Source organism: Janthinobacterium sp. FW305-128, assembly GCF_020858135.1.
Taxonomy (GTDB): domain Bacteria; phylum Pseudomonadota; class Gammaproteobacteria; order Burkholderiales; family Burkholderiaceae_D; genus Janthinobacterium.
Genome location: NZ_JACYMK010000010.1, coordinates 18,876 through 40,630, shown reverse-complemented (window position 1 = coordinate 40,630; position 21,755 = coordinate 18,876). Strand labels below are relative to the sequence as shown.

At 63.0% G+C, this 21,755-nt stretch carries 19 protein-coding genes and 1 tRNA gene; 10 read left to right on the top strand and 10 right to left on the bottom strand.

All coding sequences use genetic code 11. The features are described 5' to 3' along the window. Positions 1–66: 66 nt before the first annotated feature. Genes kbl through IGS60_RS20345 form a run of 3 tightly spaced genes read left to right on the top strand, consistent with a single transcriptional unit; the run spans position 67 to position 3,728 of the window. The gene (gene kbl, locus IGS60_RS20355; RefSeq protein ID WP_230505985.1) at positions 67–1,293 is read left to right on the top strand and encodes a glycine C-acetyltransferase; all 1,227 of its coding nucleotides are present in this window, start codon (positions 67–69) and stop codon (positions 1,291–1,293) included. Between the two features lie 20 nt (positions 1,294–1,313). Then, on the top strand, positions 1,314–2,279 hold the full coding sequence (locus IGS60_RS20350; RefSeq protein WP_230505984.1) for an NAD-dependent epimerase/dehydratase family protein: 966 nt from the start codon (positions 1,314–1,316) through the stop codon (positions 2,277–2,279). A 48-nt stretch (positions 2,280–2,327) separates the two neighbouring features. Beyond that, on the top strand, positions 2,328–3,728 hold the full coding sequence (locus tag IGS60_RS20345) for an L-serine ammonia-lyase (RefSeq protein ID WP_230505983.1): 1,401 nt from the start codon (positions 2,328–2,330) through the stop codon (positions 3,726–3,728). A gap of 235 nt (positions 3,729–3,963) precedes the next feature. Here the strand turns inward: IGS60_RS20345 and IGS60_RS20340 are convergent, their stop codons facing one another. Further along, a complete protein-coding gene (locus tag IGS60_RS20340; RefSeq protein WP_070311981.1) occupies positions 3,964–4,704 on the bottom strand; it encodes an AAA family ATPase in 741 nt (246 codons plus the stop codon). A gap of 269 nt (positions 4,705–4,973) precedes the next feature. Between IGS60_RS20340 and thrC the strand changes: the two genes are divergently transcribed. Genes thrC through IGS60_RS20325 form a run of 3 tightly spaced genes read left to right on the top strand, consistent with a single transcriptional unit; the run spans position 4,974 to position 7,946 of the window. After that, positions 4,974–6,455: a threonine synthase gene (gene thrC, locus IGS60_RS20335; protein WP_070218659.1), complete on the top strand. Its 1,482-nt coding sequence runs from the start codon at positions 4,974–4,976 to the stop codon at positions 6,453–6,455. Then, on the top strand, positions 6,455–7,681 hold the full coding sequence (gene glp, locus IGS60_RS20330; RefSeq protein ID WP_230505982.1) for a gephyrin-like molybdotransferase Glp: 1,227 nt from the start codon (positions 6,455–6,457) through the stop codon (positions 7,679–7,681). Before thrC ends, glp begins: the two co-directional genes overlap by 1 nt. 10 nt (positions 7,682–7,691) lie before the next feature. Beyond that, positions 7,692–7,946, top strand: coding sequence for a MoaD/ThiS family protein (locus tag IGS60_RS20325; protein ID WP_230505981.1), 255 nt, complete (start codon positions 7,692–7,694; stop codon positions 7,944–7,946). Positions 7,947–7,993: 47 nt separating this feature from the next. Here IGS60_RS20325 and IGS60_RS20320 read toward each other — a convergent pair whose 3' ends face one another. Further along, positions 7,994–8,227, bottom strand: coding sequence for a hypothetical protein (locus tag IGS60_RS20320; RefSeq protein ID WP_070218662.1), 234 nt, complete (start codon positions 8,225–8,227; stop codon positions 7,994–7,996). Between the two features lie 154 nt (positions 8,228–8,381). Here IGS60_RS20320 and IGS60_RS20315 point away from each other — a divergent pair, with 154 nt between their 5' ends. Beyond that, positions 8,382–9,623, top strand: coding sequence for a TIGR03862 family flavoprotein (locus tag IGS60_RS20315; protein ID WP_230505980.1), 1,242 nt, complete (start codon positions 8,382–8,384; stop codon positions 9,621–9,623). Between the two features lie 160 nt (positions 9,624–9,783). On the opposite strand, the gene IGS60_RS20310 is transcribed toward IGS60_RS20315, so the two are convergent. From IGS60_RS20310 to hpnC, 6 genes are all read right to left on the bottom strand, one after another. Further along, the gene (locus IGS60_RS20310) at positions 9,784–10,590 is read right to left on the bottom strand and encodes a head GIN domain-containing protein (protein ID WP_070218664.1); all 807 of its coding nucleotides are present in this window, start codon (positions 10,588–10,590) and stop codon (positions 9,784–9,786) included. 10 nt (positions 10,591–10,600) lie between these two features. Further along, on the bottom strand, positions 10,601–11,386 hold the full coding sequence (locus IGS60_RS20305; RefSeq protein WP_230505979.1) for a DUF1700 domain-containing protein: 786 nt from the start codon (positions 11,384–11,386) through the stop codon (positions 10,601–10,603). A gap of 28 nt (positions 11,387–11,414) precedes the next feature. Then, the gene (locus IGS60_RS20300) at positions 11,415–11,570 is read right to left on the bottom strand and encodes a hypothetical protein (protein WP_230505978.1); all 156 of its coding nucleotides are present in this window, start codon (positions 11,568–11,570) and stop codon (positions 11,415–11,417) included. 124 nt (positions 11,571–11,694) lie between these two features. After that, positions 11,695–13,080: a hydroxysqualene dehydroxylase HpnE gene (gene hpnE / locus IGS60_RS20295; protein WP_230505977.1), complete on the bottom strand. Its 1,386-nt coding sequence runs from the start codon at positions 13,078–13,080 to the stop codon at positions 11,695–11,697. Then, entirely contained in the window at positions 13,073–13,906 is an 834-nt protein-coding gene (gene hpnD / locus IGS60_RS20290) for a presqualene diphosphate synthase HpnD (protein ID WP_070218667.1), read from the bottom strand. Before hpnD ends, hpnE begins: the two co-directional genes overlap by 8 nt. A 46-nt stretch (positions 13,907–13,952) precedes the next feature. Continuing rightward, the gene (gene hpnC, locus IGS60_RS20285) at positions 13,953–14,834 is read right to left on the bottom strand and encodes a squalene synthase HpnC (RefSeq protein WP_070218668.1); all 882 of its coding nucleotides are present in this window, start codon (positions 14,832–14,834) and stop codon (positions 13,953–13,955) included. A gap of 291 nt (positions 14,835–15,125) precedes the next feature. Here hpnC and IGS60_RS20280 point away from each other — a divergent pair, with 291 nt between their 5' ends. The 3 genes from IGS60_RS20280 to IGS60_RS20270 all read left to right on the top strand — a co-directional run bounded on the left by IGS60_RS20280 (position 15,126) and on the right by IGS60_RS20270 (position 19,642). Further along, a complete protein-coding gene (locus IGS60_RS20280) occupies positions 15,126–16,289 on the top strand; it encodes an efflux RND transporter periplasmic adaptor subunit (RefSeq protein WP_230505976.1) in 1,164 nt (387 codons plus the stop codon). Then, positions 16,286–19,384, top strand: a complete 3,099-nt coding sequence (locus tag IGS60_RS20275) for an efflux RND transporter permease subunit (protein WP_230505975.1) — start codon at positions 16,286–16,288, stop codon at positions 19,382–19,384. Before IGS60_RS20280 ends, IGS60_RS20275 begins: the two co-directional genes overlap by 4 nt. Positions 19,385–19,559: 175 nt before the next feature. Beyond that, positions 19,560–19,642, top strand: a tRNA-Leu gene (locus IGS60_RS20270). Positions 19,643–19,702: 60 nt separating this feature from the next. Here the strand turns inward: IGS60_RS20270 and IGS60_RS20265 are convergent. Together IGS60_RS20265 and IGS60_RS20260 are read right to left on the bottom strand one after the other, a co-directional pair. Continuing rightward, complete coding sequence (locus IGS60_RS20265; protein ID WP_230505974.1) at positions 19,703–21,274, bottom strand: hypothetical protein; 1,572 nt, start codon at positions 21,272–21,274, stop codon at positions 19,703–19,705. Next, on the bottom strand, positions 21,237–21,419 hold the full coding sequence (locus tag IGS60_RS20260; RefSeq protein ID WP_070218671.1) for a hypothetical protein: 183 nt from the start codon (positions 21,417–21,419) through the stop codon (positions 21,237–21,239). The genes IGS60_RS20265 and IGS60_RS20260 overlap by 38 nt, the downstream gene beginning before the upstream one ends. Positions 21,420–21,755: the final 336 nt, after the last annotated feature.

Here is a 21,755-nt window from a genome sequence, read left to right as displayed (position 1 = left end):
AGCGACGGCTTTTCCCCTATGGCGGCCAATACAACACGCATACAACAGAGACACACAAGGATCATCATGAGCGAGCAAGCGAAGAACACCTTTTTCAGCGGTCTGCAACAGAATCTCGATCAACTGCGCCAGCAGGGCTTGTACAAGCCCGAGCGCGTGATCGCCTCGCGCCAGGGCGCTGAAGTGGTGTGCGACGATGGCCGTACTCTGATCAATATGTGTGCGAACAACTACCTGGGCCTGTCCGGCGACCTGCAGACGCAGGAAGCATCTATTGCCGCCACGCAAAAATACGGCTACGGCCTGTCATCCGTGCGTTTTATCTGCGGCACGCAAACCGTGCATAAAGAGCTGGAACAGGCGATTTCCGCCTTCCTGGGCACCGAAGACACGATCTTATACGCGGCCGCCTTCGACGCCAACGGCGGCGTATTCGAACCGCTGTTCGATGAAAACGACGCCATCATCTCGGACGCGCTGAACCACGCTTCCATCATCGACGGCATCCGCCTGTGCAAGGCCGGCCGCTACCGCTATGCGCACAACGACATGGCCGACCTGGAAGTGCAGCTGCAAGCGGCGGTTGCCGCCGGCAAGCGCCACAAGGTCATTGTCACGGACGGCGTCTTCTCGATGGATGGCACGATTGCGCAACTCGACAAGATCTGCGACCTGGCCGACAAGTATGGCGCGCTGGTGATGATCGACGAATGCCACGCTTCCGGCTTCATGGGCGCGACGGGCCGCGGCACGCACGAGCACCACAATGTGATGGGCCGCATCGACATCATCACGGGCACCCTGGGCAAGGCCCTGGGCGGCGCCATGGGCGGCTTTACCTCGGCGCGCAAGGAAGTCATCGACACCCTGCGCCAGAAATCGCGTCCTTATCTGTTCTCGAACACCCTGGCGCCATCCATCGCCGGCGCTTCGCTGTCGGTGCTGGAGCGCCTGGCCAAGTCGACGGAACTGCGCGACCGCCTGCATGACAACACGGCGTTCTTCCGCAGCGAGATCGAACGCATCGGCTTTACCATCAAGCCGGGCACCCATCCGGTGGTTCCCGTGATGCTGTTCGACGCGCCCGTGGCACAGAAATTCGCCGCCCGCCTGTATGAACTGGGCGTGCTGGTGACGGGCTTCTTCTACCCGGTCGTGCCGATGGGCCAGGCCAGGGTGCGCGTGCAGCTGTCCGCCGCGCATACCCGCGAGCAGCTGGTGCAGGTGCTGGCCGCCTTCGAGCAGGCCGGCAAGGAACTCGGTCTGCTGACCACCACTACCACGACCAATTAACAAGAATTCAGGAAAATAGCATGGAACGCATCTTAGTCATTGGCGCAAACGGCCAAATCGGTAGTGAGCTGGTGGGCGCGCTGGCGCAGCAGCACGGCGCGGACAACGTCATCGCCAGCGACATCGGCACGAACAATCTGTACCAGGCCAAGCGCTACGCGCAGCTGAATGTGCTGGACAAGGACGGCCTGGCGAAGCTCATCGGCGACGAGAACATCACCCAGGTGTACCAGCTGGCGGCCATGCTGTCGGCCACGGGCGAAGCGGCCCCGTTGAAGGCGTGGAGCCTGAACATGGATGGCTTGCTCAATATCCTGGAACTGGCGCGCGAGCGGGGCGAGGCGGGCAAGCCGCTGCGCATCTTCTGGCCATCGTCGATCGCCGCCTTCGGCCCGAACACGCCGCAAGTGAACACGCCGCAAATGACGGTGATGGACCCGACCTCGATGTACGGCATCAGCAAGCTGGCCGGCGAGCGCCTGTGCGAATACTACTTCAACAAGTATGGCGTGGACGTGCGCAGTATCCGCTACCCTGGCATCATCAGCTACAAATCGCCTCCGGGCGGCGGCACCACCGATTACGCCATCGCCATCTTCCATGCGGCCTTGCGCGGCGAGCGCTATGACTGCTTCCTCGATGCGAACACCACCTTGCCGATGATCTACATGCCCGACGCGATCCGCGCCACCATCGAACTGATGGACGCGCCGGCGGCATCGATCAAGATCCGTTCGTCCTACAATGTGGCGGGCGTGTCGTTCAACCCCGAGCAGCTGGCGAAAGCCATCGTGCGCATGGTGCCGGACTTCAAGATCAGCTACAAACCGGACAGCCGCCAGGCCATCGCCGACAGCTGGCCGCAAAGCCTGGACGACAGCAAGGCCAGCGCGGACTGGGGCTGGAAGGCGCAGATCGGCGTTGAGCAGATGGTGACCGACATGCTGGCCAATGTCGATGCGGGGCAGGCGGCCAAGGCGGCCTGAATTCAGCACCGGCATTTATAAAAACATACTAATATAAAGAGACACTACATGGATATGAGCGTATTTGACCTGTTCAAGATCGGCATCGGGCCGTCGAGTTCCCACACCGTGGGACCGATGGTGGCGGCGCGGCGTTTTCTGGTCGAATACGGTCCGCTGGACCAGGTAGTGGGTGTCGAGGCGGCCCTGTATGGCTCGCTGGCGCTGACTGGCGTGGGCCATGCCACCGACAAGGCCGTCATTCTTGGCTTGATGGGCGAAACGCCGCAGGACGTGGCGCCCGACGAAGTCGACAGCAAGCTGGCCGCCATCGAGGCGGCCGGAGAAATCGCGCTGCTGGGCACGCACGTGGTGCCGTTCATGGCCGCCACGGGATTGATCTGGCACAAGAGCGAATCCCTGCCCGAGCACCCGAACGGCATGCGTTTTACGCTGAAACTGCTTGATGGCAGCCGGGTCGACAAGGTGTATTACTCGATCGGCGGCGGCTTTATACGCGAGGCAGGCGAAGCCCAGGCGGAAGCGGCCGTGGAATCGGCCGCTTCCGCCCGCGTCGTCTTCCCCTTCGATACCATGGAACAGTTGCTGGCGCATGGCGTGGAAAGCGGCCTGTCGATCCCTGAAATGCTGCGCGCGAACGAGTGCGTCAAGCGTAGCGACGAGGAATTGAACGCGGGACTGGACCGCATCTGGCACGTCATGCGCGACTGCATCGCGCACGGCCTGGAAACGACGGGCAACCTGCCGGGCGGCTTGAACGTCAAGCGCCGCGCCGCCAAATTGTGGCGATTGGCGCAGGAAGCGAAGGCGTCGGACAACCGCGCCAACGACTTGCCGCACGACGCCGTGCACCTGGTCAGCCTGTATGCGATGGCCGTCAACGAGGAAAACGCGGCCGGCGGCCGTGTGGTGACGGCGCCGACCAATGGCGCCGCCGGCATCATCCCGGCCGTGCTGCGCTACTATGCCCAGGATTGCCGGCCCAGCGATCCCGTCGGCGGCGTGCGCCGCTTCATGCTGACGGCAGCGGCCATCGGCATGCTGTGCAAACGCAATGCCTCGATCTCGGGCGCCGAAGTGGGTTGCCAGGGCGAAGTGGGCGTGGCCTGCGCCATGGCGGCGGCCGGCCTGGTGGCGGCCTTGGGCGGCACGAACGAGCAGATCGAAAACGCGGCCGAAATCGGCATCGAACACCACCTGGGCATGACGTGCGACCCCATCGGCGGCCTGGTGCAGATCCCGTGCATCGAACGCAACGGCATGGGCGCCGTGAAAGCGATCACGGCCGCCTCGCTGGCGCTGAAGGGCGACGGCACGCACTTTGTCAGCCTCGACGAAGTCATCGAAACCATGCGCCAGACGGGCGCGGACATGCAGGACAAGTACAAGGAAACGTCCTTGGGCGGTCTAGCCATCCACGTGATTACAGTCAACCACGCCGCTTGCTGATGCGCTGGTGGTGGCGTCGGATTACGCGCGCAGCGCTAATCCGACCTACGCCATGACGCAAGCAACGCAGGTTGACGCATGTTGGCGCAGGTCGGCGCAGGTCGGCGTAGGTCGGCTTAGCCCGCAGGGCGTAAGCCGACATCACCAAATAAGTAAGCCGACATCACCAAATAAGTAAGTAAGCCGACATCACCAAATAAGTAAGCCGACATCACCAAAGCAGCAAGCCACCACCTCACTCCTCCTCAAACAACTGCTCCAGCCTCCGCGGGTAGTTATTTAAAAAATCACGCGTCACGGCATAGTGTTCCGTGTCTTCATACGCCACCTCATGGATGCCGCCGCCTGTAAACATCAGGATTTTCGCGTTCGGGTAGGCGAGCAGTATCGGCGAGTGGGTGGCGATGATCAGCTGCGAGTCGTCCTGCACCAGCTGATGGATCACCGATAAAGCCGCCATCTGGCGGCTGGGCGACAGGGCCGCCTCCGGTTCGTCCAGCAAATACAAGCCTTTGCCGCGCAGCTTGTTGATCAGGGTCGCCATGAACGCTTCACCGTGAGACTGCGCGTGCAGCGACTTGCCGCCGTAGCTGCCCAGGTATTCCGGCATGGCGTCCATGTAGGTGGCGACGTTGAAAAAGCTTTCGGCGCGCAGGAAATAGCTGTCCTCGGGTTTTTTATAGCTCTTGCTCAGGCGCAAGTGTGCATGCAAGCCCGATTCCTCGTCCGACGGCAGGGCGATGCGCACGTTGCGCGTGCCGCCATCCTTGCCGAAGCCCAGCCCCACGGCCAGCGCCTCGAGCATGGTCGACTTGCCGCTGCCGTTCTCGCCCACGAAAAACGTCACGTCGGGGTGGAAATCCATGTGCACGAAGTCGCGGATGGCGGGGATGGTGAACGGATAGTGATCGAGGTCGACGACAGCGTCGGAGCGCAGCGCGGCGCTTTGCAGATATGGTTTTTTACTCAGCGACATGGCCGGTTTTCGACTCCATTATTGGCACTTTGCAGGGCAGAAAGCTCAGTGTGGCCTAAATCGTCGGCGCGCGCCAGTGCATACGCGGGTCATGTTCGCCTGGCTTGATCTCATACAATTATGGCTTGTTTGATAATAAGCAGGCTCTCCAATTGTCACATCTTGATCAGGCTGGCGCCACGCGATTCGCCTTGGACGGCCGCTGGCACTATAATATCCGCTGCCATTCATGATCAACCGCACTCAGCTCAACTGGACTCTTCAAATCTATGCATTACGTGTCTACCCGCGCTGACAAAGCGCCATCGAATCCGCAGCAATTCTCCGACATCCTTCTGGGCGGCCTGGCCCCCGATGGCGGACTGTATCTCCCTGAACACTACCCGCAAGTCACTGGTGCCGAGCTCAATGCCTGGCGCACATTGTCGTATGCCGACCTGGCCTGCGAAATCCTGAAGAAGTTCGCCACCGATATCCCGGCCGCGGACCTGAAGGCACTGACGGCGAAAACCTATACCAAGGCAGTCTACAAGAACGCCCGCGCCGGCGAAAACGCGGCCGACATCACGCCGCTGCGCGTGCTCGAAGAAAACGTCGTCAAGGGCGGATCGACCACGCTGATGCTGCAGGCGCTGTCGAACGGCCCGACCCTGGCCTTCAAGGACATGGCCATGCAGCTGCTGGGCAACCTGTTCGAATACACCTTGGCCAAGCACGACGCCGAACTCAATATCTTCGGCGCCACGTCCGGCGACACGGGCAGCGCGGCCGAATACGCGATGCGCGGCAAGAAGGGCATCCGCGTCTTCATGCTGTCGCCGCACAAGAAAATGAGCGCCTTCCAGACGGCGCAGATGTTCAGCCTGCAAGACCCGAACATCTACAATATCGCCGTCGAAGGCGTGTTCGACGACTGCCAGGATATGGTGAAAGCCGTGTCGAACGACCTGCCGTTCAAGGCGAAACAGAAGATCGGCACCGTCAATTCCATCAACTGGGCGCGTGTCGTGGCGCAGGTCGTGTATTACTTCCGCGGCTATCTGGCGGCCACCACCAGCAACGAGCAAAAAGTGTCGTTTACGGTGCCGTCTGGCAACTTCGGCAATATCTGCGCCGGCCATATCGCCCGCATGATGGGGCTGCCGATCTCGAAACTGGTGGCCGCGACGAATGAAAACGACGTGCTCGACGAATTCTTCCGCACGGGCGTCTACCGCGTGCGCAAGTCGGCCGAGACGTACCACACGAGCAGCCCGTCGATGGATATCTCGAAAGCGTCGAACTTCGAGCGCTTCGTCTACGACCTCGTGGGCCGCGACAGCGAGCGCGTGCGCGCCCTGTTCACGAAAGTGGAAACGCACGGCGGCTTTGACCTCTCCGGCAAACCTGGCAGCGATGGCGACGAGTTCAAGCTGGTGGCCAAATACGGCTTCAAGTCGGGCAAGTCCACGCACCAGGACCGCCTCGATACCATCCGCGACGTCGCCGACGACTACGGTATCACCATCGACACGCACACGGCCGACGGCATCAAGGTGGCGCGCGAGCACTTGGAGCCGAACGTGCCGATGATCGTGCTGGAAACGGCGCTGGCGGCCAAATTCAACGAAACCATCCTCGAAGCGCTGGGCGTGGACGCGGAACGCCCGGCCGGCTTCGAAAACATCGAGGACTTGCCGCAAAAGTTCGTTGTGATGGGCACGGACGTGGAAAAGATGAAGGCGTACATCGCCGCCAATACGGGTCTGTGATGGGTGCGCCTACCGCAGAACGCAAACCGATGCTGTCGGTGGCCGAAGCGCAAGCCTTCATGCTGGGCGCGGCGCGCCCGGTGACCGAGGTGGAGCTGGTCGACACCATGCGCGCCAACGGCCGCGTGCTGGCCACGGCGCAGACGTCGACCCTGAACGTGCCCGAGCGCGACAACACGCAGATGGATGGCTATTGCGTGCGCGCGCAGGATTGCGCCAGCGGCGCGGCCAGCCTGCCCGTGTCGCAGCGCATCGCGGCCGGCCACGTGGGCCAGCCCCTGCAGCCGGGGACGGCGGCGCGCATCTTCACGGGCGCGCTGATCCCCGAAGGCGCCGACTGCGTCGTGATGCAGGAGCAGTGCACGGCGGCGGACGGCATGGTGACGGTCAACCACGTGCCGAAAGCCGGGGAATGGGTGCGCCGTCAGGGCGAGGATATCCGCGCCGGCGGCATCATCCTTGGCGCGGGCCGGCGCCTGCGCAGCCAGGAAATGGGCCTGGCCGCTTCCGTGGGCCTGGCGCAGTTGCCGGTGCTGCGCAAGCTGCGCGTGGCCGTGTTCTTCACGGGCGACGAGCTGGCCATGCCGGGCGAACCTTTGGCGCCGGGCGCCGTCTACAACTCGAACCGTTTTACCTTGCGCGGCCTGCTGGAAAACCTCGGCTGCGAGATCACGGACCTGGGCATCGTGCCCGACAGCCTGGAAGCGACGCGCGCCGTGCTGCGCCAGGCGGCGCAGGGCAATGATTTGATCATCACCTCGGGCGGCGTGTCCGTGGGCGAGGAAGACCATATCAAGCCGGCCGTGGAAGCGGAAGGGCGGCTGAACATGTGGCAGATCGCCGTCAAGCCGGGCAAGCCGCTGGCGTTTGGCGAAGTGCGGGAGGCGTTCTTTATCGGCTTGCCCGGCAATCCCGTCTCCAGTTTCGTCACGTTTTTGCTGTTCGTGCGCCCGTTCATCCTGCGCCTGCAGGGCGTGGCGGGCAGCCTGGCGCCGCGCAGCTACAAGCTGCCGGCCGCGTTCGAGCGCCTGAAGGCGGACAAGCGCAACGAGTTCCTGCGCGCCAAAGTGAATGATGAGGGCGAGCTGGAATTGTTCGCCAACCAGAGTTCGGGCGTGCTGACCTCCACCGTGTGGGGCGACGGCTTGATCGATTGCCCGCCGGGGCTGTCGATTGCGCGCGGCGACATGCTGCGTTTTATCCCGTTTAACGAATTGCTGTACTAAGGAAGTATCGATGAAGATCAATCTGCGATTTTTTGCCAGCGTGCGCGAACTGGTGGGCACGGGTCACGAAGTGCTGGAAGTGGCCGGGCCGCTGACGGTGGGCGAGGTGAGAAACCTGCTGATCGCCCGCAGCGGCAACTGGGAGTACGCGCTGGCCCAGGGCCGCGCGCTGCGCACGGCGCACAAGCAGGTGATGTGCGATGCCGATACCGTGATCGGCGAAGGCGACGAGGTGGCGTTCTTCCCGCCCGTAACGGGCGGCTGATCCCGTTTCTCAAACAAACCGGCCACTTCATCGAAGTGGCCGTTTTTTCATGACGATCTGGTTTTCGGTTTGTCCCCGCTGCACGTGGCGCAGGCGACGGCCTTCCTGTAGCGCCAGTATTTCGAGCCGATGAAGATGGCCGACGCCACCAGCGACCAGGCCAGCGCGCTGAGGATGTCGGTCTGGCTGGTCGTGCCCTTGCTGTACTCGACCACCGTCAGGATGATGAATAAGATCGAGCTGGCCAGCAAATAACGGGAAATCCAGAATCCTGCACCCATGTGTTTCTCCTCTTGTCGTCGCGTTGTCGCGTGAAGTCAAGCCGCCGGTCGCTGCGGCCTCTGCGCGCAGTATGCATCATTTTTCGGCATTCTTGCCATCTCCGGGCCTTATCTCGACTAAAATGCCGGGGTTTTCACCGTCTTTCAGCCTGCCATGACCGATTCCAGCCTTCCTCCCTTTCACATCGCCGTCATCGGCGGCGGCCCCGCCGGCCTGATGGCCGCCCAGGCGGCCAGCGACCAGGGGGCCAGGGTGGAGTTGTTCGACGCCATGCCGTCCGTCGGCCGCAAATTCCTGCTGGCGGGGCGCGGCGGCATGAACATCACGCACGCGGAAGGCTACCAGGCCTTCGTCTCGCGCTACGCCCGGCAGGCGCACCGCGTGAAACCGGCGCTGGACCAGTTCGGCCCGCAAAAGGTGCGCGACTGGGTGCACGGCCTGGGCGTCGACACCTTTGTCGGCTCGTCGAATCGCGTCTTCCCCACGGACATGAAGGCGGCGCCCCTGCTGCGCGCCTGGCTGCACCGCCTGCGCGAAGCGGGCGTGCAATTTCACATGCGCCACCGCTGGACGGGCTGGCGCGACGGCCAGCTGGCCTTTGCCACGCCGGACGGCGAACGCCTGTGCGCCTTCGACGCCGTGATCCTGGCCCTGGGCGGCGGCAGCTGGGCGCGGCTTGGTTCGGACGGCGCCTGGGTGCCGCTGCTGCAAGGGCAGGGCGTGGCCGTGGAAGCGCTGGCGCCGGCCAATTGCGGCTTCGACGTGGACTGGAGCGAACATTTCAGCAGCCGCCATGCGGGCGAACCGCTGGCGACCGTGGCCATCACGGCGCATGACATCGACGGCTTGCTCATCAAGCGCCAGGGGCAGTTCGTCATCACGGCGGGCGGCGTCGAAGGCAGCCTGATTTATGCGCTGTCGGCCGCGCTGCGCGAGCAGATCGCACGCGACGGCCACGCCACCATCTGGCTCGACCTGGCGCCCGACCACACGCATGAACGCGTGTTCGAGGAAGTGACGCGCCCGCGCGGCGCCCGTTCCATGTCCAGCCACCTGAATAGCCGGCTGGGCATCAAGGGCGTGAAATCGGGCTTGCTGCGCGAATGCCTGAGCGCGGCCGACTTTGCCGACGAAGCCAGGCTGGCGGCCGCCATCAAGCTGCTGCCCGTCACGCTCAAGCGTGCGCGCCCCATCGATGAAGCGATCAGCAGCGCCGGCGGCGTGGACTTCGAGGGCATCGACGGCAGCATGCTGCGCGCCATGCCTGGCGTGTTCGTGGCGGGGGAAATGCTGGACTGGGAAGCGCCGACGGGCGGCTACCTGCTGACGGCCTGCCTGGCGCAAGGCAAGGCGGCCGGTGAGCAAGCCGTGTCCTGGCTGGAAAAGAATTGCTGAAAGAGAAATGCTTCAACGCCACGACGCAGCTCACAATCGTAGCGAGCGGCCCCGAGTTGTGGCTGAGAAGCGCAGCTGTACTCTGGTACGGGGCCGCCGAGGCAGCGAGCATCGCCGGCCGCAAATCGCGCCGCGCAGTAGATTGTCAGCTGCGTCATCATCAATGCCAGATGATGTCGCCCGACCCGCTTTTCTGGGTCTCGCGCTGGCGCGGGTTGCCGTGCACGTGGATGTCGCCGCTGCCGCGCAGGGTCAGGTTGGCGGCGTCGCGCACGAAGACGGTGCTCTGGCCCGAGCCTTGCAGACTGACGCTGGCCTTGTCGGCCGCCAGGTGTTCGGCATCGATGTCGCCTGAGCCGCTCAGGTCGGCACGCAGGAATTTCGTGTTGCCGCTGGCGGCGATGCGCCCGGAACCGACCATTTCCAGCACGACGCTGTCGCTGTTGCCGGCATTGATATCGAGATCGCCACTGCCGTTGACGGTCGCTTGCACCTGCTTGTAGCGGCCCGTGAAGCTGACGTCGCCTGAACCCATAAGTTCCAGGATGAAACTGTCGCCGGAAAATCCCGTGATCCTGCTGTCGCCATTGCCGTGCACTTCCAGTCGCACGAGGGTTGGCAGCACCAGTTCCACCTGCAGCGGCTGGCGATGGTGGAACAGCATGCCTTTCGGGCCGATATGCAGGGTCGTGCCGTCGGCCGTCGTGTCGACGTTCGACAGCAGGCGCTGTTCGCCGCTCACTTTCAGCGATGGCGTGGCGCCGCGGCGCAGCACCAGGTCGATGGGACCGGCCAGATCGATGCTGTTGATATTGGCGGAAATCGGGCGCGTGTCGCTGCGCACGGCGCGGCCGGCAGCGCTGCTGGGATTGCTGATCCCCTTGGCGCGCAGCGCCGCATACGACATGGCGATCAGGACCATGGCCAGCAAGAGCATGGACAGGCCGACTTTGAGCAAGCGTTTCATGGCAGCCTTTCTAGTGACCTTTGAGCAGGGAGACATTCATGGCGATATAGCGCTTGATACCGATCAAGGTATAGCGCGTGACCACCAGACTGAGCAGGAAGATGGCGATGCCGCCGAGCAGCATGCCCACGCCGAAGACGGTTTGTGTGGTGCGCGCATCGCGGTCCATGTCGGTGGAGATGCGGATGCCGCCGCCGGCCAGCGCTTCGGCCCGCTCCATCATGCGCGACGAAGCGCCGGGCGCCTCCGCTTCAGCCGGTTCACGCTGCAAGGGGCCGGGCACATGGTCGATTTCGATGCCCTTGTCGCCGATGGTGATGCGCGTTTCGCGCCGTTCGTCGCCTTCGCCGCCGTCATGAATGAAGACGTGGCGCAGCGGCCCCTCGAGCACCAGTTCGTTGGCGCCGGACAAGCCGCTGGCCGTGATGGCGATGCCGGCCAGGTAAAAACTCAGGCCGACCGCATACAGGGCCGCCAGCAGCGCCGCGTAGACTGCGGCGGGCACGACCATGAACAGGTTGAAGATGGCCAGGCCCACCAGCGAGACGAGCAGGCGCAGCAGGTTGACGGGGGTTTTCTTTTGCTCGAACGCCTGGCGGTGGGTGCTGCTGCGCAAGGTGAGGGCGATCTTTTTCGGGTCGCCCAGGTCGTCGGCGATTTCGTGCTCGCTGCGGCCGGCCGCCGCGCCTTCGATGAAGGTCTGTTCGTAATAATCGAGGGTCTTGGCCACCAGGTCCGGCGGCAAGCCTGCCAGCGCGCGCCGCAGTGCCTCGAGATAGTCTTGCTTGTTCATCATATTCTTCCTGTTACTCCGCTTCGCCGCCTCAGCCCACCGCCGGCAGCAGCATGCTTGCCTGGCTCAGCAGCAATGGCGTTTGTGGCACTTGCTGTCCGTGAATGACGATGACGGTGGCGAGCAGCACACAAGCGAGCAGCGCCACGGCTTTCAAGCTGTTTTTCAAGTGCACGGTGGTGTGCATGGTATTTTCCGTGGCATGGCCGTTGTCGATGATCGGACTGTACCCAAGCGCACGCGAGCGCACCAGCACGGTGCGACAGAATGCAATTTCGCGGGGACGAGCGACGCCAGGGCGGGATGCACCGTCAAGTCTGTTTTGCCGCCTTGCCCGTGTCCGCCACCCTGGCCGCCGCCACGCCGCTGCGCACGGCCGCTTCGATGGTGGCCGGATAGTCCTGCGTCCGGTCATCATTGGCCGTGTAGTCGCCGGCCAGCAGCAGGCCCGGCATGCCGCTGGCATTGCCGGGGCGCGCCAGGTCCGGCGTGCAGGCAAAGGTGGCGCGCTTTTCCGTGATCAGCTGGCTCCAGGCCGGTTGCGCCAGTTCCGGGCGCTGCAGCACCTGCGCCAGCTGCGCAGTGATCGCCTGCGCCAGCGGGCCATGGCCTTGCTCGGCGGCAGGGCCGGACGCGCTGATGACGACGGCCAGCAAGCCGGCCTGATTCGCGTCGAGCTGGCCCCGGTCGAAGACGAACTGCCCCCAGTGCTGTTGCTCTGGCGCATCTACAAGCGCGTAAAACGGCAAGTCCAGGCGCACCGACGGGTCGTATTGCAGGTAGCAGGTGCTGATGGCTTCCGGCGTGAAGGCCTGCATTTTGGTAATAACGTCATTGAGGCGCGGGTCGTGCACGCTTTGCAGCAGGCCGGCCGCTTGCACGGATGAGGTGGCGACGATGACGCCGTCATAGTGTTCGCCATCATCGACGCCATCATCGAGTCGCCAGCGGCCATCGGGCAAGGCGTGCAAGGCTGCCACCTTGGCGCCCGTGCGCACTGCGCCGCCATGCTGTTCCAGATAGCGGGCGGCCGCGTCCGGTAACAGGCTGCTCAGGTCCGCCTTCGGGATCAGCATGTCGGAGGCGCGGCGGCGCGATGCGCCCAGGCTGTCGCGCAGCACGTTGATGAAGACGCGGGCCGACGCGCGCTCGGGCGGCGTATTCAAGGCCGCCAGGCACAGCGGATGCCACATCAGGCGGTTCAAGGTGTCCGTCTGGTCGAAGCGCTGCAGCAATTCGGTTACCGTGCAATCGTTGTACAACTGCCAGCCCATCCACCGCATGGCCGTGGAAAAACGCATCAGGGACAGCTTGTCGGCGCGCTGCAGCCCCTTGGCGCGCAGCAAGGCCCATGCCAGGTGCAGCGGCGCAGGCAGGCGCGGCGCGAGAAAATCCATGCCTTTGGTGCCGGGTGGATAGCGCATCTGCAGGGGCAGGGTGAGGATCAGCTCGGCAGGGTCTTGCCCTGCGAGCTTGATCAGGCGCAAGGTTTCCGTGTACGCGCCCAGCAGGATGTGCTGGCCGTTGTCGAGCACCGTCTTTTCCCGTTCGACCCGGCGCGCACGCCCGCCCAAGGTGCGCGCCGCCTCGTAGACGGTCACGGCATGGCCGGCGCGCGCCAGTTCCATGGCCGCCGCGCAGCCGGCCCAGCCGGCGCCGATGACGGCGTAGCGTTGCTTCACGCTACTGTCAGCCACGAACCCAGGTCTTCCAGGCCAGCCACAGTTTGCGGATCGGCGTGAGCGAGATGCGCTGGTTCAGCACGTGATAGCCGTCGCGCTCGACTTCGTTGAGCAGGGTGCGGTAGATGGCGGCCATGATCAGGCCCGGGCGCTGGGCGCGGCGGTCCTCCGCCGGCAGCAGGGCGAACGCTTCGTCGTAGGCTTTTTGCGCGCGCGCCACCTGGAAGCGCATGAGGTTTTCAAAGTTTTCGCTGTGGCGCGCGTTCAGCAAATCGGCCGCCGTCACATTGAATTGCTGCAATTCGCTGATCGGCAGGTAGATGCGCCCCTTGCGCGCATCCTCGCCCACGTCGCGGATGATGTTGGTCAGCTGGAAGGCATGGCCCAGCTTTTCCGCGTACAGCAGGGTTTCCGGGCGGGTCGCGCCGAAGATGCTGGCCGACAAGATACCGACCACGCTGGCCACGTGCCAGCAATAGCGGCTCATGGCCTGGTAATCGAGGTAGCGGGTCTGGTTCAAGTCCATTTCCATGCCGTCGATGATGGCCTGCAAATGCTTTTCTTCCAGCTGATACACGGCCAGGTGCGGCTGCAGCGCGCGCATCACGGGATGTGTGGGGTTGCCCTCGTACATGGCCTTGACTTCCTTGCGCCACCACACCAGCTTGGTGCGTGCCACGGCTTCGTCCGTGCATTCATCGACCGTATCGTCGACTTCGCGGCAGAAGGCGTACAGGGCCGTGATGGCCTTGCGGCGCTCGGCCGGCAGGAACAGGAAGCTGTAGTAGAAGCTGGAGCCGCTCTGGGCGGCCTTTTGTTGGCAGTATTCGTCGGGAGACATAGTCAAAAGAGCAAGGGTTGCAGATCGAAGCCGCTATTCTATCGTCTTACAGAGTGGGCGACGGGGGAAAAGCCGTTTTTACTTGTGTCTCTTGATGCAGGCTTTTGCGCGACATGCGCAGGGCGCGCCAGAAAATGATCAGCCAGTCGCGTTTCTCCAGCTTGGGACGGCGTCGGAACACGTCGTAATTGACGGCTTCGATGCATTCGAGAATGCGCAAGCCCCCTTGCACCACCAGGCGCAGTTCCCAGCCGATGCGTCCGCGCAAGCGCAGGGCCAGCGGCGCGCCGGACAGCATCAGCGCGCGCGCGCGGGCCACTTCGAAGCGCATCAGGGCACTCCACTTGCCGTGCGCCTCGGGCCGCTCGAAGGCGGCGGCGGAGACGGCAAAGCGGCTCAAGTCTTCCATCGGCAGATAGATGCGCTCTTTTTGCTGGTCGATGGCAACGTCTTGCAAGAAATTAATTAGTTGCAAAGCTGAACATATGGCATCGGAATCGCGTACATTCTGTTCATCGGCCGCACCGTACAGGTGCAGCATCAGCAACCCCACGGGGTTGGCGGAGCGGGCGCAGTAATCGAGCACGTCATCGTAGCTGGCGTAGCGCGTCGTTTCCACATCCTGCTTGAAGGCGGACAATAAATCGTGGAACGGCTTGAGCGGCAGCTGGAACTTGGCGATGACGGCGGCCAGACGTTCGAACATGGCGGCGTTCTCGCCGGCATGGCCTTCCTGGCGGGCGATGCGGCCCAGCGCCTCTTCGTAGGCGTGTAGAAAGGCCAGGCGTTCGGCCGGTGTGGCGTCGCCTTCGTCGGCCAGGTCGTCGGCGCTGCGGGCGAAGGCATAGATGGCTTCGACGGCGGGCACCAGGCGGCGCGGCAGTAAAAATGATGCAACAGGAAAATTTTCGTAATGGTCTACAGGCATGAACACACTTCTCTAGTCTTGCGTTTGTCCGGCACTCCCGCAAACGCTGGAATGTGGCCGGACGTTGTACGTCTCAAGATTAATGACGCAAAAGTCACTAAAAACTTTTACGCACGATTATAATTAATAACCAGAAAGTCATTAGCGGAAAATCGTCCTCCGCTACGACCAAACTGATATTGTCACAAATTTAAGGATATCGCGTGCGAAAAAGTTTGGCTTGGCCCAAAGGACAGGCAAAAAGTTTCTCCGCATAAAAATATTGCAGCCCGCATAGTAAAGGAAAATACCTTGTTTGCCCTGAAAACCCTGCGCCGCGAGACCGGCGCATCCGCACTTCCTGCCTTGCGGCTGATTGCCGCCGCGGCCCTTGCGACTACCTTGGCGGCCTGTTCCAAGCCTGCCGTCAAAGTGGAAGACGTGCGTCCCGTCCGTGCCATCGTGTTGTCTAGTAGTAATGTTGACGTGAGTGCCGAGCTGTCGGGCGAGGTCGTGCCCCGCGTCGTGTCGCAGCTGGGTTTCCGCGTGGGCGGCAAGATCGTCGCGCGCAAGGTCGACGTGGGCGCCAGCGTGAAGAAGGGGCAAGTGCTGATGCAGCTCGACCCCGCCGACTTGCAGCTGTCGCAGGCGCAGGCGAAGGCTTCGCTGGTGAGCGCGGAAACGAACCGCGACCTGGCGCGCGCGGAATTGAAGCGCTACAAGGACTTGCGCGAGAAAAATTTCGTCAGCCAGGCCGTGCTCGATGGCAAGGACGCCACCTACAAGGCGGCGCAGGCAAACGTGGAAGCGGCGCAAGCCCTGTACCGGGGCCAGGCGAACCAGTCCGGCTATGCCAGCCTGCTGGCCGATGCGGACGGCGTCGTCACGCGCATCGATGCGGAAGTAGGGCAGGTGGTGGCGCCCGGTGCGCCCGTCGTGGTGGTGGCCAAGAGCGGCGAGAAGGAAGTGGTGATCGGCATTCCTGAAGACAAGGTAGAAACCTTGCGCAGTGTCAAGGATGTGGTCGTGCGTCTGTGGGCCGACCCGAAGCAGGCGCTGCCGGGCAAGATCCGCGAAGTGTCGCCCGTGGCCGATGCGGCCACGCGCACCTATACTGCCAAGGTCAGCATCCCGGACGCGCCGCAAGTGCGCCTGGGCATGACGGCCGTGGTGCAGTTCGCTTCCCAGACGGCCACGCCGCAGATCAAGGTGCCGCTGACGGCCCTGTTCAATGAAAAGTCGCAAAGCTCCGTCTGGGTGGTGGAAAACGGCGCCGTGAAGCTCGTGCCGGTGACGGTGGGCGGCGTGGCGGGCAATGAGTTGCTGCTGGCCTCGGGCGTGAAAGCGGGGCAGACGGTGGTCACGGCCGGCGTCAACCTGCTCAAGCCTGGCCAGAAAGTGACCATCCTCGGCGCCGAACTTGCCAGCAAGCCGGATGTCGCCGCTGCCGCCGTCAGCGTGGGTGCGGCCAAATGAAGGGCGGCTTCAATCTGTCGCGCTGGGCCCTCGAACACATCCCGCTGACGCGCTACCTGATGGCCGTGCTGCTGATCGGCGGCATGCTCAGCTACGCCAACCTGGGCCAGGATGAAGATCCCCCGTTTACTTTCCGCGCCATGGTCTTGCAAGCGTACTGGCCCGGCGCCACGGCGCTGCAGATGGCCGAGCAGGTGACGGACAAGCTGGAAAAGAAACTGCAGGAAACGCCATACATCGACGAGATTACCAGCTATTCGAAGCCGGGCGAAACCTTGATCCTGCTGGAGCTGCGCGAATCGGCGCCGCCCAAGGAAACGGCGGCCGCCTGGTACCAGGTGCGCAAAAAGATCGGCGACATCAAGGGCACCTTGCCGGCCGGCGTCGTGGGCCCGTTCTTCAACGACGAGTTCGGCGACACCTACGGCTCCATCTTCGCCCTGTCCGGCGACGGTTTTACGTACGCGGAAATGAAGGATTACGCGGACAAGGTGCGCCAGGAACTGCTGGCCGTGGGGCAGGTGTCGAAAGTGGAACTGTTTGGCGTGCAGGATGAAAAGATTAATATTATCTTTTCGCACAAGAAATTTGCCCAGCTGGGCATTCCTTTCGATGCCATCGTGCAGCAATTGTCCGAGCAAAACAGCATCAACGCCACGGGCGTGCTGGTGACGCCGACGGATAACCTGCAAGTGCGCGTGACGGGCGCCATGCTTACCGTCAAGGACCTGGAAAATCTGGAGCTGCGCGCCAACGGCACCACCTTCCGCCTCGGCGACTTTGCCACGGTGAAACGTGAATTCGTCGATCCGCCCAAAGACAAGATGCGTTTCAATGGCAAGGAAGTGATCGGCCTGGGCGTATCGATGGAAAAGGGCGGCAACATCATCGACATGGGCAAGGCCCTGCAGGCGACGGTCACGCGCATGAAGAGCGAATTGCCGGTTGGCATAGAATTGCAGCGCGTGTCGAACCAGCCGGAAGCCGTGTCCGCTTCCGTGGGCGAGTTCGTGCATACCCTGATCGAAGCCATTCTGATCGTGCTGGCCGTCAGCTTTGTCGCGCTGGGCTTGCACACGAAGCCGCTGCGCATCGACGTGCGCCCGGGCCTGGTGGTGGCGCTGACCATTCCGCTGGTGCTGGCCGTCACCTTCCTGTTCATGCGCCTGCTCGACATCGACTTGCACAAGATCTCGCTGGGCGCCCTGATCATCGCGCTGGGTTTGCTGGTCGATGACGCCATCATTGCCGTCGAGATGATGGTGCGCAAGATGGAAGAGGGCATGTCCCGCTTCGATGCGGCCACGTTCGCCTACACGTCGACGGCCATGCCCATGCTGACGGGCACCCTGATCACGGTGGCGGGCTTCTTGCCCATCGGCCTGGCCAAGTCGGCCGCCGGCGAATACACGTTCTCCTTGTTCTCCGTCAATGCGCTGGCCCTGATTATCTCGTGGGTGGTGGCGGTCGTCTTCACGCCCTATATCGGCTACGTCTTGCTGAAGGTGAAACCGCACGCGCATGACGACCATGAATTGTTCGATACGCCGAACTTCCGCCGTTTCCGCCGCGCCGTCACCTGGTGCGTGGAGTGGCGCAAGACGACGATTGCCGCCACCCTGGCCATCTTTGCACTGGGTATTTACGGCTTTAACTTTATCGAAAAGCAATTCTTCCCCGATTCCAGCCGTCCGGAGCTAATGGTGGAACTGTGGTCGCCCGAAGGCACGACGTTTGCTGCTAACGAGAAACAGGTGAAGAAATTCGAGGCCTTCGTGGGCAAGCTCGACGGCGTGGAAAGCGTCACCAGCTACGTGGGCACGGGCAGTCCCCGTTTCTACTTGCCGCTCGATCAGATCTTCCCGCAGACCAACGTGTCGCAAGTGGTGGTCTTGCCGAAGAGCCTGGCCGACCGCGAACGATTGCGCCAGCAAATCGTCGACGTCTTCAAGAAGGATTTCCCGGAAGTACGGGGCAGGGTAAAACTATTGCCGAACGGGCCGCCCGTGCCATATCCCGTGCAATTTCGCGTCATGGGGCCGGAGGTGGCCGGTGTGCGGGCCATTGCCGACCAGGTCAAGGACATCATGCGCGCCAATCCGAACACCCTGGGCGTGAACGATAACTGGAACGAATCGGTGAAAGTGCTGCGCCTGGACCTGGACCAGGACAAGATGCGCGCGCTGGGCGTTACCTCGAAAACGGTGATGCAGGCGGCCAATACAATTCTGTCGGGCACGGTCATCGGCCAGTTCCGCGAAGACAACAAGCTGATCGATATCCAGGTACGCCAGCCTTTGGCCGAACGGGCGACGATTTCCGTGCTGAATGACACGAATATCCCGACGGCGACGGGCAAGTCCGTGCCCATCTCGCAGCTGGCCCGCGCGCATTTTGTATGGGAACCGGGTGTGGTCTGGCGTGACAAGCGCGAATGGGCCATTACCGTGCAGTCGGACGTGATCGACGGCATCCAGGGCGCCACCGTGTCGACGCAACTGGCGCCGCAGCTCGATGCCTTGCGCGCCAAAATGCCGGCCGGTTACCGCATCGTCGTGAAAGGCGTGGCGGCCGACAGCGGCGAGGCGGAAGCGTCGATCTCGGCGAACTTGCCGCTGGCCATTTTCATCATCTTCACCTTGCTGATGCTGCAACTGCACAGTTTCTCGCGTTCCTTGCTGGTCTTCCTGACGGGACCGCTGGGCGTGGCGGGTGCCGCGTTTGCCTTGCTGGCGCTGGGGCGGCCACTTGGTTTCGTGGCCAACCTGGGCATCATCGCGCTGTTCGGCATGATCATCCGCAACTCGGTGATCCTTGTCGACCAGATCGAGCAAGACATCAATGACGGTTCGACGCCATGGGATGCCATCATCGACTCGGCCGTGCGCCGCTGCCGTCCCATCGTGCTGACGGCCGCCGCCGCGGCGCTGGCCATGATCCCGCTGTCGCGTTCGGTCTTCTGGGGGCCGATGGCGGTCGCCATCATGGGGGGATTGATCCTGGCAACGGCCCTGACCTTGCTGTTCCTGCCGGCCCTGTATGCAGCCTGGTTCCGTGTCAAGAAGCCGGAGCCGGCGACCGCAAAAGAGGGCTAGTAGGCAACGCCAAGGTGCAGTCATAAAAAAGGCGGCATTCCTCTGGGAAATCCAGTAGAATGCCGCCTTTGCTTTACCGAGGGCTTGCTCTATCAGTCCACGGTAGCCAGATCGCCCACGAGTTGTTAAAATCAGGGGCAGCAGCCTGTGGCAAGTAGCACAAAGTAGTACAAATGCGGATGTGGTGGAATTGGTAGACACGCTGGTCTTAGAAGCCAGTGCTTCGGCTTGGGAGTTCGAGTCTCCCCATCCGCACCAATCCGGGTTGTTCCAGCCCGGAAGTGCAGCACCATCAAAATTTTCCCTGAACTAATTTCATCAGCCCAGTGCGCCGAGTGCACCCAGTTGCCTGCTCGACTGCTGCACCATCTGCGCAATCAGTGCCTGCGCCTGCGGGTAGCCGCTTCTTTCCATTAATTTATCATCTTCAGTCAGCGGCCAAAGTGCCTGCAAGACGCGCTGCCGTGCCTGCGGCCAGTTGTACTCCTGCGCATGGGTTGACTGCGGTGCTTCCTGATCCAGCAGGTACAGCGCCTCGCGCGTCATCGCCACCTCTTGCTGCGCCTGGGCGGCCAGCATGTCGCTGCGGGGCGGCGGCTGCCGCGCGAGGAAAGTGTCGAGCTTGCGGCTCTGGCGTTCGTACAGGTCGAGCAGCAGGTGCAAGGTGGCGCCGCTGGGCCGCCGTTGCGTGTCGAGTGCATCGAGCACGTGCAGCAGCCAATGCGTCATCTGGCGCCCGGCCAATCCCAGTTCCGGCCAGGTGGTGCTGTGCAATTGTTCGCCCAGGTAGCGGGCGCGGTCGATGGCGCGCCGGCTGCCGCTCATGTGCTGGCCGATGGGGCCGTACTGTGGCGCCAGCGCCGCTTCCTGGCGCTCGGCCAGCAGGCACAGCAAGGCCAGGTGGACGTACACGTGGAAGGCGGCCAAGGTGCGGTGGGCATCCCAGTAGTGATTGCCGTCATCATCGGGCGCGTTCCACAGCGAGCAGACCTTGGCGCCGTCGTCGCGCGCATAGTCGGGCGCCAGCAGGCTGTGGCCGTGGCGGAAGTCGTACAGTTTCTGGTGCAGCGACTCGTGTAGCAAGTGTTCGGCCAGCCACCACGGGTTGCCGATCAGCTCCTGGTTCAGGAACACGCTGCCATTGACGCGAAATTGCGAGCTGGACGCCTTGCCGCGCCACGTGCCCAGCTTGGGAAACAGGGCGATCAACTGGACATGAGAAAGCGCGCTGGCCGTCAGGCGGGGCAGCAGGGTTTCCAGCAAGCCTAGCCCGCGGCGCAGCAGCGCCCGTTCCTGCGGCGTAGGGGTGGCCAGCGGCGCGCCATAGTTATCGTCCATCACGGCAAGGAAAGCGCGCGCATACGGCGTGCCTTCCTGCCAGGCATGCCATATGTAGGTGTCACATTCGGTGTCCGCTTCTTCCATGGTGCGCCCCTCGTGCAAGCGTGCCACGGGCGGCAGATGGGCCACCAGCGGGCCGCCGGGCAGGCCCGCGTCCAGATGCTCGCTGGCCGCCTGGAACAGTGCCGCGCATTGCGGCAGGGGCAGTCCATACTCGTCACCCAAGTGCAGCTGGCGCATGGCGTGCTGGACGGCGCAGCGCAGCACCGTGTCGCCCAGCAACTGGCGTTGGCGCGCGGGCGGCGCCGTATCGAGCGCGCCGGCCAGCCGTTCGGCCTCGGGCAGGGTGCCGCCCAGCTTATGCAAGCGCCGCCGGTAGGCGACGGCCAGCTGGTCGCGGATGTAGCCGCTGTCGCCAAAGGCGCGGTGGGTCACCAGCGCCGTTTCCACGGCGGCCAGCACGTCCGCATACGGTGGAGCGGCTCGCAGGGTAGGCGCAGCCACTGCCGGGTCAGGCGACGGTAGGGTGGTCGTGGTCGTGGTGGCCATCGCCCTTCATGCGCAATTCCATTTCATCGACTTCCGTCTGGATTTTTTGCAGATCGTCGTCCGTGACGCCGTCGAGCAGGCGGCTGAGGACCATTTGCAGCTTGGCTTTGGCATTGCTGGAGTTGCTGGATGTGCTATCGCTCATGATGTTTTCTCCTTTAAATTCACTTGGAGAGGGGATGCGCGGCTTAGGTTTGCCTGAAAAATGGCCAAATTGAGGTAAATCAAAGGTTTTTTGGCCGAAATCTTCGCCAGGAGCGCATTTCTTTGTTTCGGACGGGGCGCCAGTTCGCATATACTAATGAACGAAGCAGGCTGGAAAGCCTGTCTCTGGCGAAATAAAGAATGCCGGGGCAAGAGTAAAGACAGGGCCATCCAGGCTGTAGCGATTCGTTCGCCGCCGCCGGTATCCTCTGTGGCGTGGCTGCAAAGCCAGCCACTTTCCCGAAGTCCTTTGTTATAATGCCACGCTTTACCGAAT

What these genes read in the sequence shown, in the direction of transcription:
- IGS60_RS20275 (WP_230505975.1), top strand. Translation starts at nt 16,286, where the DNA reads ATGAAGGGCGGCTTCAATCTGTCGCGCTGGGCCCTCGAACACATCCCG.
- IGS60_RS20265 (WP_230505974.1), bottom strand. Translation starts at nt 21,274, where the DNA reads ATGGCCACCACGACCACGACCACCCTACCGTCGCCTGACCCGGCAGTG.
- IGS60_RS20350 (WP_230505984.1), top strand. Translation starts at nt 1,314, where the DNA reads ATGGAACGCATCTTAGTCATTGGCGCAAACGGCCAAATCGGTAGTGAG.
- hpnD (WP_070218667.1), bottom strand. Translation starts at nt 13,906, where the DNA reads ATGTCTCCCGACGAATACTGCCAACAAAAGGCCGCCCAGAGCGGCTCC.
- IGS60_RS20305 (WP_230505979.1), bottom strand. Translation starts at nt 11,386, where the DNA reads ATGATGAACAAGCAAGACTATCTCGAGGCACTGCGGCGCGCGCTGGCA.
- IGS60_RS20320 (WP_070218662.1), bottom strand. Translation starts at nt 8,227, where the DNA reads ATGGGTGCAGGATTCTGGATTTCCCGTTATTTGCTGGCCAGCTCGATC.
- IGS60_RS20340 (WP_070311981.1), bottom strand. Translation starts at nt 4,704, where the DNA reads ATGTCGCTGAGTAAAAAACCATATCTGCAAAGCGCCGCGCTGCGCTCC.
- IGS60_RS20300 (WP_230505978.1), bottom strand. Translation starts at nt 11,570, where the DNA reads ATGCACACCACCGTGCACTTGAAAAACAGCTTGAAAGCCGTGGCGCTG.
- IGS60_RS20310 (WP_070218664.1), bottom strand. Translation starts at nt 10,590, where the DNA reads ATGAAACGCTTGCTCAAAGTCGGCCTGTCCATGCTCTTGCTGGCCATG.
- IGS60_RS20325 (WP_230505981.1), top strand. Translation starts at nt 7,692, where the DNA reads ATGAAGATCAATCTGCGATTTTTTGCCAGCGTGCGCGAACTGGTGGGC.
- thrC (WP_070218659.1), top strand. Translation starts at nt 4,974, where the DNA reads ATGCATTACGTGTCTACCCGCGCTGACAAAGCGCCATCGAATCCGCAG.
- glp (WP_230505982.1), top strand. Translation starts at nt 6,455, where the DNA reads ATGGGTGCGCCTACCGCAGAACGCAAACCGATGCTGTCGGTGGCCGAA.
- kbl (WP_230505985.1), top strand. Translation starts at nt 67, where the DNA reads ATGAGCGAGCAAGCGAAGAACACCTTTTTCAGCGGTCTGCAACAGAAT.
- IGS60_RS20315 (WP_230505980.1), top strand. Translation starts at nt 8,382, where the DNA reads ATGACCGATTCCAGCCTTCCTCCCTTTCACATCGCCGTCATCGGCGGC.
- IGS60_RS20345 (WP_230505983.1), top strand. Translation starts at nt 2,328, where the DNA reads ATGGATATGAGCGTATTTGACCTGTTCAAGATCGGCATCGGGCCGTCG.
- IGS60_RS20260 (WP_070218671.1), bottom strand. Translation starts at nt 21,419, where the DNA reads ATGAGCGATAGCACATCCAGCAACTCCAGCAATGCCAAAGCCAAGCTG.
- hpnC (WP_070218668.1), bottom strand. Translation starts at nt 14,834, where the DNA reads ATGCCTGTAGACCATTACGAAAATTTTCCTGTTGCATCATTTTTACTG.